Annotated in this window: 15 protein-coding genes; 13 read left to right on the top strand and 2 right to left on the bottom strand. The window is 64.7% G+C overall.

Annotation, left to right across the window (positions count from 1 at the left end):
- Nucleotides 1-18: 18 nt before the first annotated feature.
- Nucleotides 19-1,077 carry an LLM class F420-dependent oxidoreductase gene (locus ACWDUA_RS06820; RefSeq protein WP_449750248.1) on the bottom strand — a complete coding sequence of 353 codons (1,059 nt, stop codon included), beginning with the start codon at nucleotides 1,075-1,077 and terminating at the stop codon, nucleotides 19-21.
- Between the two features lie 215 nt (nucleotides 1,078-1,292).
- Here ACWDUA_RS06820 and ACWDUA_RS06815 point away from each other — a divergent pair, with 215 nt between their 5' ends.
- The 5 genes from ACWDUA_RS06815 to menE all read left to right on the top strand — a co-directional run bounded on the left by ACWDUA_RS06815 (nucleotide 1,293) and on the right by menE (nucleotide 4,839).
- A complete protein-coding gene (locus tag ACWDUA_RS06815; RefSeq protein WP_449750247.1) occupies nucleotides 1,293-2,522 on the top strand; it encodes an anion permease in 1,230 nt (409 codons plus the stop codon).
- A gap of 25 nt (nucleotides 2,523-2,547) precedes the next feature.
- Nucleotides 2,548-2,832, top strand: coding sequence for a hypothetical protein (locus ACWDUA_RS06810; protein WP_449750246.1), 285 nt, complete (start codon nucleotides 2,548-2,550; stop codon nucleotides 2,830-2,832).
- 30 nt (nucleotides 2,833-2,862) lie between these two features.
- Nucleotides 2,863-3,171, top strand: a complete 309-nt coding sequence (locus ACWDUA_RS06805) for a DUF3349 domain-containing protein (RefSeq protein ID WP_449750245.1) — start codon at nucleotides 2,863-2,865, stop codon at nucleotides 3,169-3,171.
- A gap of 106 nt (nucleotides 3,172-3,277) precedes the next feature.
- A complete protein-coding gene (locus ACWDUA_RS06800) occupies nucleotides 3,278-3,688 on the top strand; it encodes a DUF3349 domain-containing protein (RefSeq protein WP_449750244.1) in 411 nt (136 codons plus the stop codon).
- Nucleotides 3,685-4,839 carry an o-succinylbenzoate--CoA ligase gene (menE, locus tag ACWDUA_RS06795; protein ID WP_449750341.1) on the top strand — a complete coding sequence of 385 codons (1,155 nt, stop codon included), beginning with the start codon at nucleotides 3,685-3,687 and terminating at the stop codon, nucleotides 4,837-4,839. The genes ACWDUA_RS06800 and menE overlap by 4 nt, the downstream gene beginning before the upstream one ends.
- Before the next feature lie 10 nt (nucleotides 4,840-4,849).
- Here the strand turns inward: menE and ACWDUA_RS06790 are convergent, their stop codons facing one another.
- On the bottom strand, nucleotides 4,850-5,326 hold the full coding sequence (locus tag ACWDUA_RS06790; protein WP_449750243.1) for an OsmC family protein: 477 nt from the start codon (nucleotides 5,324-5,326) through the stop codon (nucleotides 4,850-4,852).
- 168 nt (nucleotides 5,327-5,494) lie between these two features.
- On the opposite strand from ACWDUA_RS06790, the gene ACWDUA_RS06785 reads away from it, so the two are divergent.
- The 8 genes from ACWDUA_RS06785 to ACWDUA_RS06750 all read left to right on the top strand — a co-directional run bounded on the left by ACWDUA_RS06785 (nucleotide 5,495) and on the right by ACWDUA_RS06750 (nucleotide 16,000).
- Entirely contained in the window at nucleotides 5,495-6,568 is a 1,074-nt protein-coding gene (locus ACWDUA_RS06785) for a helix-turn-helix domain-containing protein (protein ID WP_449750242.1), read from the top strand.
- Nucleotides 6,569-6,597: 29 nt separating this feature from the next.
- A complete protein-coding gene (locus tag ACWDUA_RS06780) occupies nucleotides 6,598-8,172 on the top strand; it encodes an NtaA/DmoA family FMN-dependent monooxygenase (RefSeq protein WP_449750241.1) in 1,575 nt (524 codons plus the stop codon).
- The gene (locus ACWDUA_RS06775; RefSeq protein WP_449750240.1) at nucleotides 8,169-9,392 is read left to right on the top strand and encodes an acyl-CoA dehydrogenase family protein; all 1,224 of its coding nucleotides are present in this window, start codon (nucleotides 8,169-8,171) and stop codon (nucleotides 9,390-9,392) included. Before ACWDUA_RS06780 ends, ACWDUA_RS06775 begins: the two co-directional genes overlap by 4 nt.
- Nucleotides 9,393-9,538: 146 nt before the next feature.
- Complete coding sequence (locus ACWDUA_RS06770; RefSeq protein ID WP_449750239.1) at nucleotides 9,539-11,152, top strand: ABC transporter substrate-binding protein; 1,614 nt, start codon at nucleotides 9,539-9,541, stop codon at nucleotides 11,150-11,152.
- Nucleotides 11,153-12,169, top strand: coding sequence for an ABC transporter permease (locus ACWDUA_RS06765; protein ID WP_449750238.1), 1,017 nt, complete (start codon nucleotides 11,153-11,155; stop codon nucleotides 12,167-12,169).
- Entirely contained in the window at nucleotides 12,166-13,029 is an 864-nt protein-coding gene (locus ACWDUA_RS06760; protein ID WP_449750237.1) for an ABC transporter permease, read from the top strand. Before ACWDUA_RS06765 ends, ACWDUA_RS06760 begins: the two co-directional genes overlap by 4 nt.
- Nucleotides 13,029-14,759: a dipeptide ABC transporter ATP-binding protein gene (locus ACWDUA_RS06755; RefSeq protein WP_449750236.1), complete on the top strand. Its 1,731-nt coding sequence runs from the start codon at nucleotides 13,029-13,031 to the stop codon at nucleotides 14,757-14,759. Before ACWDUA_RS06760 ends, ACWDUA_RS06755 begins: the two co-directional genes overlap by 1 nt.
- On the top strand, nucleotides 14,756-16,000 hold the full coding sequence (locus tag ACWDUA_RS06750; protein WP_449750235.1) for an acyl-CoA dehydrogenase family protein: 1,245 nt from the start codon (nucleotides 14,756-14,758) through the stop codon (nucleotides 15,998-16,000). The genes ACWDUA_RS06755 and ACWDUA_RS06750 overlap by 4 nt, the downstream gene beginning before the upstream one ends.
- The last annotated feature ends 12 nt before the right edge of the window (nucleotides 16,001-16,012 follow it).

The raw sequence follows: 16,012 nt of genomic DNA, 5'->3' as shown, positions 1-16,012 counted from the left end.
CAAGGGACCTGATGTGGCTCACACGAGTTCCGCCAACTGTCCCATGTCCTCGACACGCTCGGCGTGGGTGGGCGCAACCGGCGAGGCGAGCAGAACGGTGACGCCGGCACCGCGGAATGCCTCGACGCGTTCCTTCACCAGCGTCAGCGGCCCGATCAGGCTCATCGCCCGCACCAGGTCGTCGGGCACCGCCGCGGCGGCCTCGGCCTTCTTGCCGTCGAGGTAGAGATCCTGGATCAGGGTGGCCTCGTCGGCATAGCCGTAGCGAACGGCGAGGGTGTTGTAGAAGTTCTTGCCGCGCGCGCCCATACCGCCGATGTAGAGCGCGGCGTGGTGGCGGACCAGCTGCATCGCGTTGTCGATCTGCTCGGCGTCCTCGGTGATGAGCGCCGACGCCTGCACGACGATGCCCAACTCGCCCAGGGCCGGATCCCGCTTGGCCCGGCCCGCCGCGAGCGCCGGACCGAAGGCCGCCTCGACATACTCGGGATGGAACAGGAACGGCTGGAACTCCTCGAACATCTCTGCGGCAAGCTCGGTGTTCTTGGGTCCGATCGCGGCCAACAGCATCGGGATACGGTCACGCACAGGGTGATTGATGATCTTGAGCGCCTTGCCCAGCCCGGTGCCACCGTCCTCCTCGGTGAGCGGCAGAGTGTAGTGACGGCCCCGGTACTCGCTCTTCTCCCGACGCCAGATCATGCGACAGATGTCGGCGTTCTCGCGGGCACGGCCCACCGGGTAGTCGTACTTGACGCCGTGAAAACCCTCGATCACCTGCGGCCCGGACGCGCCGATACCGAGGATGAAACGCCCACCCGAGATGTAGTCGAGTCCCGCGGCGGTCATCGCCAGATTGGTCGGAGTGCGCGAGTACATCGGCAGGATGCCCGTCTGCAGTTCCATCTTCTCGGTGCGGGCCGCGATGTAGCCGAGCTGACTCACCGCGTCGAAGCTGTACGCCTCGGGAACGGTGACGCGCCCCACCCCGGCAGCTTCGTAATCGGAGAGGTTGTCGATGGTCTCGCGGAAGTCACCCGCGTAGTTGATCGGCATGCCCAACGTCATCGATGTCATGCACGCGAATTCTTCCACACGCGCCACACCCCGACAGCCCCTTCCCGAGCGTTCGTTCGAGCCGATCCTTAATTGACGCTGAGAGGCAGCAAGATGAACATTGGATGAACTCGACTCACGGTGAGGAAAACAACCAGGTCACGGGCTGATTCAACCCCGATTTCGACGCTCCGAAGTTTAGGAATTTTGACCTCCGGGGAAGCATGATTGATCCCATGAGCGGAGAGATGCTGATCCTTGTGTTGCTGGTCATCACAGCACTCGGGTTCGACTTCACCAACGGCTTCCACGACACCGGCAACGCCATGGCGACCTCGATCGCCACCGGCGCCCTCAAGCCGAAGGTCGCCGTCGGACTGTCGGCGATTCTGAACCTGGTGGGTGCGTTCCTCTCGGTAGAGGTCGCTGCCACCATCACCAAAGACGTCCTGAAGATCCAACAGACCAGCGGCGCCGACAAAGGCGACCTGATCGCCGGATTGAGTGCCACCACAGCACTACTGATCATCTTCGCCGGCCTCATCGGCGGCATCCTGTGGAACCTGTTCACCTGGCTGTTCGGCCTACCGTCGAGTTCCTCGCACGCCCTGTTCGGTGGCCTCATCGGTTCGGGTATCGCCGCCCTGGGCCTCTCCGGCATCAACTGGGAAGGCATCGTCTCCAAGATCATCGTGCCCGCACTGCTGGCCCCGGTGATCGCCTGCGCCGTCGCCGCCTGCGGCACCTGGCTGGTCTTCGCGATCACCAAGAAGGTGATGGAATCCAAGAAAGAAGCCGGGTTCCGCTATGGACAGATCGCGAGCGCCTCGATGGTCTCGCTGGCACACGGAACCGGTGACGCGCAGAAGACCATGGGCGTCATCGCCATGGCCTTGATCGCCTCCGGCCATCTCGAGGCCTCGAGCGTCAGCCACGGCCTGCCGTTCTGGATCGTGTTCTCCTGTGCCGGTGCGATCGCCCTCGGCACCTACCTCGGTGGCTGGCGCATCATCCGCACCCTCGGCAAGGGTCTGGTCGAGATCTCCTCGCCGCAGGGCATGGCCGCCGAGGCCAGCTCCGCCGCCATCATCCTCACCTCGTCGGCCGCCGGTATGGCACTGTCGACCACCCAGGTCGCCACCGGCTCGATCCTCGGTTCGGGTGTCGGCAAGAAGGGCGCCCAGGTCCGCTGGAGCGTCGCCGGCCGCATGGCCATCGCCTGGGTCACCACCCTGCCGGCCGCCGGCATCGTCGGCGCGATCTGCTTCGGCATCGCCCACCTGCTGGGCAACGTCCTCGGCGCACTCGTGATCTTCGCGATCCTCGTCGGCCTCTCGGCCTTCATGTACTGGCGCGCACAGCAGAACAAGATCGACGCCAACAACGTCAACGACGAATGGAACGAGGAGACCGGCCTCATCCCGGCCGAGACGACCGACTCCCCCACGTCCACCCCGGTCGCCTGAGCGCCGGCCCGAAAGGATTTCGACGATGCACACTCTCGAAGCAATCGCCAAGGTGCTGATCGTGGGGCTGATCTTCGGCGCGGGTCTCCCGGCCCTCTTCGCGGTGGGCCTGCGCCTGCAGGCCGCGGGCGCCGGCGACGCCAACGCCGACGGCACCCTCACCGCCCCCAACCCGGCGCTGAAGGCCCTCGCCTACGTGCTCTACGCGCTGGTCCTGACGGCGATCGTGTTCGGCATCCTGTGGATCACCCGCCAGACGATCCTCTACTACACCGATATCAAGATCTTCCCGAGCTGGGCCTACAAGTAAGCCCCCCGAGAGACTGCTGAGAAGGTACCGATGAGCAACCCCTCGCTGTTCGAGTCCGCGGTCGGCTGGATTCGCAAGGGCTACCCGGAGGGCATCCCGTCCACCGACTTCCCGCCCCTGCTCGCCCTGCTGATCCGGTCCGAACTCGACGAGACCGAGGTCACCGAGGTCGCACTCCGCCTGGCCCGGCACAACGATGTCACCGTGCCGGTGCCCGAGGAGGCCATCCGCGACGCCATCGCGCAGGTCACCTCCCAACTCCCCACCGAAGACGAGATCAACCAGGTCGCGGGCCGTCTGGCCTCCGCCGGTTGGCCGCTCGCGACCACGGCGGTGTGAGCACCCGACAGACGACGAGCACCCGGCCGCACCCCTCGGAGTGTGGCCGGGTTCTTTCGTACAATCACCATTACCCACCGTCCACCACGGAGAGGGGGTTTGACACATGGCCGAACGATCCCTCGTGAGCAGGATCATCGACTGGCTGCGCGCCGGGTATCCCAACGGTGTCCCCGAACGCGACTACGTCCCGCTGCTGGCGATCCTGCGCCGCCAATTGACCGAGGACGAGGTGCAGCAGGTGTCCTCCGAGCTGATCGCCGAGTCGGCACCGCCGCCCGAACCGATCTCCAAGATCGACGCGGGCGTCAAGATCACCGAGGTCACCCAGGAACTGCCCCACGAGACCGACATCTCGCGTGTCCGCACCTATCTGGAAGATCAGGGCTGGCCGTTCGACAACTCACCGCTGGCCTCGCCCACGACCCCCGGTGACACGACCGCCGACGAAGAGACCACCGGCGAGGAGACCACCGATGGCGGGGAGCGACCCGACGGGGACGGGGACGAGTCCTGAGAACCCTACGGCCACTTCCCCTTCCATCCGGTCCCGCCGTACTCGACCGGCTCGACGACCTCCGTGCCATGCTGGCCGGCGAGGCCTCGTTCGCGCCGGTCCCCGACGACCCGCGTGAGCAGGAACTGCTCACCGGGGCGTTCGGGATCGGCGCCGAGATCGACGACGCCGTGGTGCTGGTGATCGCCACATCGGGAAGCACCGGCATCCCCAAGGGTTCTCAGCACACCGCTGCCACACTCACCGCGTCGGCTCGCGCCACCGCGACGCATCTCGGCGGCGAGGGCGCCTGGCTGCTGGCCCTGCCGCCGCACCACATCGCCGGGCTGCAGGTGCTGTTGCGTTCCCTGGCAGCAGGTTTCACCCCGGCGGTACTCGACCTGGCCGACGGCTTCGATCCCGGGACCTTCGCCGATGCGCTCGACGCGCTCGACGGTCCGCGCCGCTACACCTCACTGGTCCCCACGCAGTTGCGCAAGACACTCGACTCCCCTCGCGCCGTGGCCGCACTCGCCGGCGTCGACGCCCTGCTCGTCGGCGGCGCCGCCACCCCACCTGCCCTGTTGCACAAGGCGATCGACGCGGGCATCCCGATCGTCCGCACCTACGGGATGAGTGAGACCGCCGGCGGGTGCGTCTACGACGGCATCCCGCTCGACGGTGTCCGGATCCAGATCGTCGACGCCGGTCCTGGTGACGTGGGCCGGGTGTCGCTCTCGGGACCGATGGTGGCACACGGATATCGGCTGCTGCCCGACCATCCCGCCTTCGCGCACGCCGGTAGCTTCCGCACCGATGACCTCGGTCGCGTCGTCGACGGCGTCCTGCAGATCACCGGCCGCGCCGACGAGGCCATCTCCACCGGCGGGCTGACCATCGTCCCACAGGTGGTGGAGGCCGTGATCGCCGACGACCCGGCCGTCGCCGAGTGCGCCGTGGTGGGCATCCCGGACGAACTCCTCGGGGAAAAGGTTGTGGCCGTGGTGGTCCCGGCGTCGGGCAGGACGGTGGACGCCCAGCGCATCCAGGACGCCGTCACCGACCGGCTCGGCCGATACGCCGCGCCCCGCGAGGTGGTGACGATGGCCGCCCTCCCCCTTCGCGGACCGGGCAAGATCGACCGGCGGGCGCTGCGCGTACGGATCGGCTAGAACTCCCCGATCACGCCTCGTCGACCACTTCGAGTTTCGTGACCAGCGAGGTGGGACGCGCCACCGTCTGCGCCACCGGCGACCCCGACACCGCCCTGCTCCACAGGGCGTCGAGGACATCGGGATCAGCCTCGGACACGACAACGGCCTTGATCTCGAGGCTGTGAAACCCTGGGTTGCCTTGGTCTACCAACCCTGCCCATCGAAGGATGTTGTCGAAACGCGCTCGCACTGTCACTCGTAGATCGGACAGATGCACTCCTGCGAGGGTTGCATGCAACACCATTCCGTCGGTGATACAGGCAGCGACTGCCGACAACAGGTACTCGTGCGGGGTCGGGGCCGAGTCTCGCCCGGTCAGGTCCGCCGGCTCGTCGAACTCTATCGTGTGGCCTCGCGCCGTTGCCGCGACCCTGAACCCACCCAGCCAGCGTGTGGACGCCGTCCACGGACCACTGAACCGGGAAACACTGGAGACATCGGCCATTCGTGCGGACAGTTCCCCGCGTGCCGCTTCCGCGATGCCGTTGATGGAGCCGACCTCTCCGGCGTCCACCCCCGAATCCGCCGCCGACCGAGACCCTTCACTCATTGGGCCGACAATAGTCGCGGACACGGTCGTGCTCCATCGTCGTGGGCTAGTCTCGTGCTCGACATGTCAACATCGAAGCGCACGAGGGAACAGACGATGGCAGACACGGTCAGCCTCGGAACCGGCCCCTCCGCTCCATTCCCCTTCGGTACCGGTACTCCACAGCTGGATTCGGTGATCGGCCCCCTGGTGGGCGGCGAGAACATCCTATGGTCGATCGACGGTGAAGTGGCCGGGATCCGTGACCGCATTCGCGCCGCGTCTCACCGGCCCGCAACGAGAGCCGAAGCACAAGACCTGGGATCACTGAGAGCGGAACTACCCTCGGATGCCACGATCATCGTCGATCTCACCGTTTTCCGTTCCGCGGTCGACGATCCGTCGTTGAGCGCGGAGATCACACGTACCGCCCAAGCGGTGTTCTGCTCATCCGATACGGTCTGTCATTGGCTTGTCGACCCAGGCAGCTTGGCTCAGGCAGAGTGGATCTGGACCATGCAGGTCGTCCTCGAAGTCGCCGACGGAGCGGTCACCACAACCCGGGCGGACGGCCGATCCATCAGTCGCAGCCGTGTGTCACTCGATGTCGGCCTCGCCGTCGGCGGGTCGAAACGATCAAGTCTCGGAGCGCGGACGCTCGGACAGGGCGTCCGGACCGCGCGTCTCGAACGTGGATGGAGCCAAACCGAACTGGGTCGTCGCGTGGGCATCAGCGCCAGCGCGATCTCCCAATTGGAACGAGGACTCCTGGGGATATCACTCGACACCGCGATCGACGTCGCCGATCAACTCGGAATGACACTGGACATGCTCGCCCGTGGCGCATCCCACGACTGCATTCGGATCGAGAGGCGTCTGGGAATCCCCGATGAGCTCGCGCCCGTCGTGGACATGGGGACCGCCGCACTTTCCCGCGCCGGTCTGCGTAGTCTGCAAGTCGCACCGCGCGAGGCCCTCACACCCCCCGTCGGCCCAACGGGGACTCTGACCATTCTCGTCGGCTCCGGGGCCGTGAGTGTCGAGCACCCCACGAATCGATCCCTTGCACGCACCGGTGACACCGTCCTGGTCCAACACGCCCTGGGGTCCACGATCAGCAACATCGGCGAGACGACCGCGACCGTCTTCCTCGCCTGACCCTCCTGGTCTCGCACATCCTCAGTGTCGTGTTACTCACTTCACATAAAGTGATGATTCATAATTCTCTTCCTGATCCAAACCTTTGTAAGTATCACTGGAATCGGCCGATACTTCTCGATACGGCTACCCCGGCCATGGTCTTGCGACGACGCGTCCAGTCGTCACCTGTACCCCTTCACCCCACGATGCAAAGGTCCGCCTCAATGTCCCGACCGCCCATCTACAACGGGTTCCTACACCTGACGCCCAACCATCACAGCCACGGTTTCTGGCGTACCCCGGAGGGCGCCATCCAGTACGGGTACAGCAAACTCGACCCCTACCTCGATGTCGTGCGCACACTCGAGCGAGGCCGCTTCGACGCGCTCTTCATCGCCGACGTCGTCGGGGTCTACGACCTCGATTTCGGCGACGGCACCACCACCATTCGCGCAGGATCACAATTTCCCGAGCCCGATCCCGTCACCATTGTCTCAGCCCTTGGACAGGCGACCGAGCATCTCGGAATCGCCGTGACCAGCAACATCATTCAAAGTCACCCGTTCACCTTTGCTCGCCAGCTCTCATCCTTGGATCACTTCACGGACGGGCGCGTCGCCTGGAACATCGTCACCTCCTATCTGTCCAACGGGTTCCGCAACTACGGCTATGACTCGATCGTCGGCCACGACGAGCGGTACGCATGGGCGCAGGAGTACGCCGATGTGGCCTACAAACTCTGGGAACACTCTTGGCAGGACGGAGCCGTGGTCCACGATCCAGCCACCAATCGGTTCTTCGACCCAGACAAGATCCGCACGATCGACCACGTCGGTCCGCGCTATCGGGTCCAGGGACCCCACATCGTCGAACCTTCACCACAGCGCACGCCAGTCCTGTTCCAAGCCGGAAATTCCTCCGCAGGAAGAGAATTCGCTGTCGACAACGCCGAGGTGACCTTCCTTCCCTCGCAGACCCCCGCAACCGCGCGCGACGATATCGCCGTGCTCGACGCACTGGCTCGCGACAAGGGCCGTAACCCCGCATCCCTCAAGAAGATCGTCACCTTGTCCACGGTCATCGGGTCCACCGAGGACGAGGCGAAGCGCAAGCAGCAGTACTTCCGGGACAACATCGACTTCGAAGCGCTGCAGGCATTCTGGAGTGGCGGCAGCGGCATCGACCTGTCGTCGGTCGACCCCGACACGCCACTTGCCGAACTCGCGCAACGGGCGCAACTCGGCGACCACGTACGTTCGGTATTCCGATCGGCCGCGCAGTCGCTGGACGAGCCCGAATCGGTCTCGTGGCGTGACTATTTGCTCACACAAGGACTCCTGCCCGGTCGGTTCGCCGGCACACCGGAACAGATCGCCGACCACGTCGCCGAATGGGCCGCCACCGGCGTCGACGGATTCAACGTCGTACCCATCACCACCCTCGGATGGTGGGACGAGTGGGTCGATCACGTTGTACCGGTCCTGCAGAACCGCGGCTTGGCACAGCGGGAGTACCACCCGGGAACTCTGCGCAACAAGCTGTTTCGTTCGGGCGATGCACTGGATCCCACGCACCGCGGACGGCAGATCGGACTCTCCGATGCCGTCGAGGCCAGAGGATGACCTCAAGGACCGAGCAACAATACGACGCGAACGGAAAGCTGCACAAGCGTTTCGACGCCTTGTTCACCACGATCACCGACACTGCGGTTGCACGGGAACGAGCACACGAGCTCCCCACCCAACTCGTCCGGGATCTCGCGGATGCCGGATTCACCGCGCTGCGGGTTCCGGCCGAATTCGGCGGTGGCGCAGCGAACCTCGTGGAGCTCTCTGAACTGCTGGTAGATCTGGCCGCGGCCGACTCGAACATCGTCCAGATCCTGCGAGCACACTTCTTGTACACCGAGTTGCTCCGTCAGGCACCAGAGAGTCCTGAGCGAGACGACTGGCTCCGCCGGATCGGGGGCGGAGACATCATCGGTGGTGCGTACACCGAACGCTCAGCGGAGAACCACAGCCACTTCTCGACCACGGTCACGCGTACCGAGGACGGCCGCCACCTGGTGTCCGGTGAGAAGTTCTACTCCACCGGGTCCTGGTACGCCGACTGGATCGTCACCACAGGTGAAGGGCCCGACGGGATCACACAGGCCGTCGTCGCCCGCACCGATCCCGGGGTCGAGTTGCTCGACGACTGGAATGGATTCGGTCAGCGACTCACCGTCAGCGGAACCACCAGATTCCGGAACGCCGACACCGCGTCGGCTCCCCCACTACCCGACGACCAACGGCCGGGCAGCTATGGCACCTCACTGGCGCAGTTCTGGCATATCGCCGCTCTCGCAGGGATCGCCCGGGCAGCACATCGCGATGTCGTCGAGTATGTCCGTCATCGCCGTCGCTACTTTGCGCAGGGGTCTGGATCGATCCCGGCCCACGATCCCGTGGTGCAGTCGGTGGTCGGTGAGATCGGTGCCGCGGCATACGCGGCAGCCGCGCTCACCCGTCAGGTCGCCTCCCGCCTCGATGAACTCGACCACGCGATCACGATCGGCGATGCTGACGAGGAGTTCCTCGACGAGGTCGAGATCGACGTGTACCGAGCGCAGGTCATCGCCATCGATATCGTGTTGGCCGCCACCACACGACTCTTCGACGTCGGCGGCGCTTCGGCACTCGATGCGGACCTTGCCCTGGATCGGCACTGGCGCAATGCCAGAACGCTGGCCAGTCACAACCCGACCCCCCATCGGCTGGTGAGCATCGGAGCTCACGATCTCAACGGGACCTCGCCATTCCGCGCCTGGCTCAGTGGTGTGGACCTACGGCGCCGCGGCTGACTCGACCCACTCACGGTTTCGCAACCCCCGCCCCCAGCCCCCAGCCCCCGGCCCCAGCCCCCGAGAACCTTGCCTCATGCCCGCCCACCAAGATGTCGAGATCTATTGCACGTCAACGCACGTGCACCTGGAAAGGAAATACCACGGTGAAATCCCGTTGGAAAGTCGGACTGACCGCGGGCGCAGCCTTGACTGCTGCCCTCGCGGTGGCGTCCTGCTCCGCGTCGACAACGACCGACGCCGGTACGGAGAAGTCCGAGACCATCACCTACGTCCACGAGCAGGAGCCACCATGCATCTGGGGTGGCTGGGTTCAGCAGGCGTACCTGTCACGGCAGGTATTCGATTCGCTGGTCAGCTGGGATAGCGACAAGCCCGTTCCCTGGCTGGCCACCGAATGGAGCACATCGGCGGACCGCAAGGACGTCACTTTCGTCCTCAAGGACGGGGTCACGTTCACCGACGGCACTCCGTTGAACGCCGACGCCGTGGTCACGAACGTGAACTACTGGGTCAAGAATCTCGGCTGGAACAGCTTCTCCTACCTGACCGGTGCCACCGCCGACGCCGCCAACAAGGTGACCCTTCACCTGTCCGAGCCCAACCCGGAGATCTTACGCGTGTTGGCGAACGGGCACTACGGAATTCAATCGCCTACCGCGTTGAGCAAGAACTCGGAAGCCCAGAACTGCCAGTATCCGATAGGCTCCGGACCTTGGAAGGTCAACAAGTGGTCGCAGGGTCAGTCGATTCTGTTCGAACGGAACGACTCGTATGCCTCCGCTCCGCAGAACGCCAAACATCAGGGCCCGGCATACGCGAAGTACCTCGAGTGGAAGTTCGCACCGGATGCCACAACCCGGTGGAGCGCGCTGACCACGGGTCAGGCACAAGCGATCTACAACCCTCCGGCCAATCAGTGGGCTACCGCCGAGAAGGACTACAAGGCCTTCAACTACGTCACCGGAGGGCGGCAGCAGGCGTTCTCGTTCAACGTCGCCCGAGGCCCGTTCACCGATGAGAGGGTCCGCCAGGCATTTGCCTACGCATCCGATCGCAAGCAGATCGCCGAGGCCGTGTTCAAGGGTTCGGCAGACTACGATGCCAACGGGTCCATGAGCCCGACCAACCCGTTCTACCTCGATGTCAACAACACTTATGCATACGATCCAGCCAGGGCCGCAACACTTCTCGATGAGGCAGGATGGAAGCTCAACGCGGACGGTGTCCGCGAGAAGGACGGGCAACCGCTGGTGGTCCGCCTGCCTTATGGAGCCGGCCCGATCATCAGCCAGGACGGAACCGCTGCACTCCAAGCCGTCCAGGAGCAGGTCGGCAAGGTCGGGTTCAAGCTCGATCTGGTTCCGCTGACGATGACTCAGCTCTTCGCGGGTGAGGGTTCTGGCGTCGACGAACTGGAGTTGTACTTCGGATACTGGGTGTGGCCCGCCCCGAACATCCTCGACATCGTCTACAGCGCAGGTACTCCCGACCATCCGAACGGGAACAACAAGACGTTCTTCGACAACCCGCAGGTCGAGGCGCAGATCATGGCAGCACAGGTGAACCCGGACCCCACGGCACGCGCTGCCCAGTATCAGGATCTGCAACGGTATTTCAACGACCATGCGATCGCGATCGGGTTCTACGACTTCACCAACAACGTGGTGACCGCCAAGGATCTCAAGGGGTTCTGGCAGGACCAAGGTAGTAACGGCCTGCCGGTGTTCTCCGACGTCCAGCTCGACGGGAGCCAGTAGATGACGGCCGCCGACGTCAGCCTCGTGGAGGTGGTGGACGCAGAACAAGCGCCAGGGCCACGAATACAGGGTCGCCGCGTGGTGGCCGTTGTCGCCACCAAGCTGGGGTCGGCGGTCTTCGTACTGTGGGGTGCCATCACGCTCACGTTCGTGGTGCTGTCGGTGTTACCCGGCGACCGCGCCGCCATCGTGCTCAATATCCAATCCGGGCAGACGACCTCCCGGAGTCCGGCCGAGATCGCCGCGGTCAATGCCCAATACGGTTGGGATCGACCGCTTGTCGTGCAGTACTTTTCCTACCTCGCAAACGTCTTGCGCGGCGACTTCGGCACGTCGTGGGAACTGCGACGACCGGTAGCCGCCATCATCGGCGAACAGATCGGTCCGACGCTCACCCTCACCGTCTCGGCTCTGGTGCTCGCCTGGTTGATCTCGGTTCCATGGACCTTGCTCACCGCCGGACGTAGCCCCCGCACCAAGACAGTCGGCTCGGCGGTGGAGACCATCACTGCAGGACTGCCCCAGTACTGGTTGGGTGTCATCCTTCTGCTCGTCTTCGCCGTGAACCTTCGGCTCTTCCCGGTGATCGGCGGAGTCGGGTTCGCCGGGACCGTGTTGCCCGCCTTCACTCTCGCCATCCCGCTCGCGGGATTCATCGGTCAGGCCACGCGAACCGAGTTCGACAGGGCAATTCGTCAGCCTTTCGTCCTGTCGGCGCGGACACGCGGCATGAGCGACAACGGGGTTCGGCTTCGGCATGTGCTTCGGCACGCGTTGATCCCTGGTATCACTCTGTCCGGCTGGGCAATGGGCGCGCTCTTGTCCGGAGCGGTACTCGTCGAATCGGTCTTCGCTCGGCCCGGAATCGGAGCGATTCTCGTGAAATCCGTGTCAGACAAGGACTTCGAACTCGTCATGGGAATAGTGATCCTGATCAGCGCCGTCTACGTGACGGTGAATCTACTCGTGGACATCGTCTACACCGCGATCGATCCCAGGTTGGGCGGCAATCGATGAGCGCTCCTGCAACTGTCATCCAGAGGTCGCGTGGCCGTCTGCGCGCAGCGGTCGCGGGGGTCCCCCTCTCGGCCGCCGGGGCGGGAATCGTGGTCGTCGTGATCCTGGTCGCCGCGGTCGCGCCTCAGGTGCTGGCAACCGATTCCGCGTACTCGGTCGACCTCGGACAGACGCTGGCCCCACCGTCGAGCGAGCACTGGCTCGGCACCGACAGCGTCGGCCGGGATCTGTACAGCCGAATCATCTGGGGCACCCGGAGTTCCCTGCTGATCGGGATGGGTGCCATGGCGCTTTCCCTGCTGGTCGGCCTACTACTCGGTTTCATCGCCGCCTTGACCCCTCGCTGGCTGGCCGAACCCACCAACCGGCTGCTCGACATCCTGCTGGCATTTCCAGTACTGCTGCTGTCGTTGCTGTTCGTGGCACTCCTCGGTCCCTCCGAGACGAGCCTCATCATCGCGGTAGGTATCGGATCGGCTCCCGGCTACGCACGGTTGATCCGGGCGCAGTCGCTGGGAGTGCGCGACTCTGCGTATGTCGAGGCTGCACGAGCGTTGGGTCACACCCGCCGAACCATCTTCACCCAGCACATCTTTCCCAACTCGTTTCGACCACTGGTGGCATTGGTGGCACTCGGAGTCGGCCAGAGCATCGTGTGGGCGTCAGGGCTGTCGTTTCTCGGACTCGGAGTGGCGCCACCCTCCCCCGAGTGGGGCGCACTACTGAACTCCGGGCGGGCTGACATCACCACCGCGTGGTGGCTGGAGGTCATGCCCGGCCTTGCCATCGCGTTCACGGCGCTGGCGTTCACCCAACTCGGACGTTACTTCCAGGATCGTTCTGAAGGGATCTCACACTGATGACCGCCACCATCACCGGCCCCGACGGCACCGGGAACACCCCGAACGACGGCGAGACACCGCTCGTTCGGGTCGAAGGACTCAATGTCTCCTTCGGCGGCAACGGAACTCCGACGGTTCACGTCGTCAAAGACGTTTCCCTGACCGTACGACGGGGCCAGTGCGTGGCCCTCGTCGGAGAGTCCGGATCGGGCAAGTCGGTGACCGCGCGTACCCTCGTCGGACTGTCCGGCGAGGGCGCCACGGTCGACGCGACCACCCTCGAGTTCCAGGGACAGAGCATCCTCGGTCGTTCCGACTCTTGGTGGCGATCACTCCGCGGTGCAGAAATCGGCTTCATCCTGCAGGACGCCCTCGTCTCGCTGGACCCCCTTCGGCCCGTCGGCAAGGAGATCGCCGAGGCCTTCTCGCTGCACGGGGCCGGCAACCGAACCGACCGAACGCGGGACGTCGCCGACGTTCTCGAACGGGTCGGCGTGCCCGAGCCGGCAATCCGCGCCCGCCAACGACCTGGCGAACTGTCCGGCGGTCTGCGACAACGGGCACTGATCGCATCGGCGATCGCCCTCAATCCGTCGCTGGTCATCGCCGATGAGCCGACCACCGCGCTCGATGTCACCGTCCAGGCACAGGTTCTGGACGTGCTGCAAGCCATGATCGAGGGCGGTACCACGGTGATCCTGATCAGTCATGATCTGGCGGTGGTGGCGCGGATGGCCGACGAGATCCTGGTGATGCAGGGCGGACAGATCGTAGAGCGTGGTCCTGCACAAGACGTGTTGGCAGATCCCCACCATCCCTATACCCGACAGCTGATCGATGCAGTACCCAGTGAGCACACCAAGGGTGTGCGACTGTCCGGCAACACGCCGCCCACCCGCACGGCCGCCGCGCTGTTCGGGTCTCGCGAGGCCCCAGGTGACACCGCGACCCCACTGCTGGAGGTACGCAATGTCGTGAAGTCCTACCGCGGACCCGATCGCATCCGACGACGGGTGGTCGACGATGTGTCATTTCACCTCGATCAGGCCGAAACATTGGGAATCGTCGGTGAATCCGGCTCCGGAAAGAGCACAGTCGCGCGAATCGCATTGTCGCTGGTACAACCCGACTCGGGGTCGGTGATGTTCCGCGGGGAACCCTGGAGCGACGCCCGCGGTCCGGCGCAGCGCGCCATCCGCCGTCGCATCTCGGTCGTCTATCAGGATCCGTTGAGTTCCTTCGACCCACGATGGAATGTCTCACGGATACTCGCCGACGCAGTACGCCTCGGCGACCCGACGCAGTCCTCTCGTGTAGCGGCCCGTGTCGTCGAACTCCTGGAGATGGTCGGGTTGAGCGAGCATCATGTGCGGTCGTGGCCGCTGAGGATGTCCGGTGGTCAACGTCAGCGAGTGGCGATCGCGCGCGCCTTGGCCACCAATCCGGAGGTCGTGGTTCTCGATGAGGCTGTCTCAGCGCTCGACGTATCGATCCAGGCCCAGATCCTCGATCTCCTGACCGACCTGCAAGACCAGTTGAACGTCAGCTACCTGTTCATCTCGCATGATCTCGGTGTCATCCACCACATGAGTGATCGCGTGCTGGTGATGCAGAACGGGCGCGGGGTCGAGCAAGGTGACTCCGACGACGTATTCAACAATCCCCAACATCCATACACCCAGAAGTTGCTCGAGTCGCTACCTCGGCTCGAGTACGCCCGACTACGCAAGGTGACGCAACGCGCATGACCGCAACGACAACTGTGACAGGTTCCGCGACAGAAGATCTCACCGAGGACCCTGCACAAGGCATCATCAAGGCTCTGGACCCGCTGTTCGCACAGATCTACGTGGACGCACCCGACCGCGAGCGTACGTCTCGATCTCCGGAGCCGGATGTGCGTGCGCTCGCGGTGGCCGGACTCGGGCGATTGCGTGTACCGGTCGAGTTCGGTGGCGGAGGAGGCTCGGTGTCGACGCTCTCCGAGCAGCTGATCGGTCTCGCGGCCGCAGACTCGAACTTCGTCCAGATCTTTCGCGGGCACCTCGGTTTCATCGAGTTCCTGATCGGTCGCCAGTCGAGTCCAGTCCGCGACGGATTCCTTCGTGCCGCCGGCCGAGGAGAGCTCTTCGGACCTGCCGCGTCCGTGAGCTCCGCCGGAACCGCCGACGGCACGGCACCGACCACCATCATCGACTCGTCGACGAGACTCGACCGAGAATCCGATCGAGTGTTCTTGTCCGGGACCAAGTTCTACACAACGGGCAGTCTCTACTCGGACTGGATCAACGTCCTGGTCGTCGGCGAGGACGGCATCTCGGAGGTCGTCGTGGGCCGGAACGATCCCGGGGTCACAGTGGTGGACGACTGGAATGGCTTCGGGCAACGCCTCACCGCAAGCGGGACGACCCACTTTGACCGGGTGGAGGTCAGGGATGGGCATGTCTTCGACCGCAGCTCCGCAGACGTCGCCGAGTACTTGAACTCGTTCTACCAATTGGTGCACTCGAGTACCCAGGCCGGCATCCTCCGGCGCGCCGTCGACGATCTCGGCCAGATCGTCCGCGCCCGCCGTCGAACGTATCCGCTGGCGACGTCCGACTCGGCCCGCCACGACCCACAGGTCCTGCAGACCGTCGGCGAGGTCGGTACGGCAGCGTTCGCCGCGCGTACGGCCGTCGAATCCACCGCCCAAGCGTTCGACACGTACAACTCGGTCCGCACCGACGATTCCTTACAGGCGGTGATCCTCGGTTCCGCCGCAACCCAGGTCCTCAATACCCGGCTCGCCGGCGAAGCAACGTGGCGGCTCTTCGATGCCGCGAGCGCCTCTGCCACCGACGTGGACCTCGCACTCGATCGACACTGGCGCAACGCCCGCACCATCTCGTCGCACAATCCAGCGATCTACAAGGCGCGATCCATCGGAGAATACGTCGTGAATGGGGAGATCCCGAGTTCCCTGGGCAACATCACTTCCCGCTCCTGATCCGGGATCTCT

The sequence above is a fragment of the Gordonia sp. NPDC003376 genome (assembly GCF_053589235.1).
The sequence above is the reverse complement of the archived record's forward strand: the minus strand, read 5'-3'. Positions and strand labels throughout refer to the sequence as shown.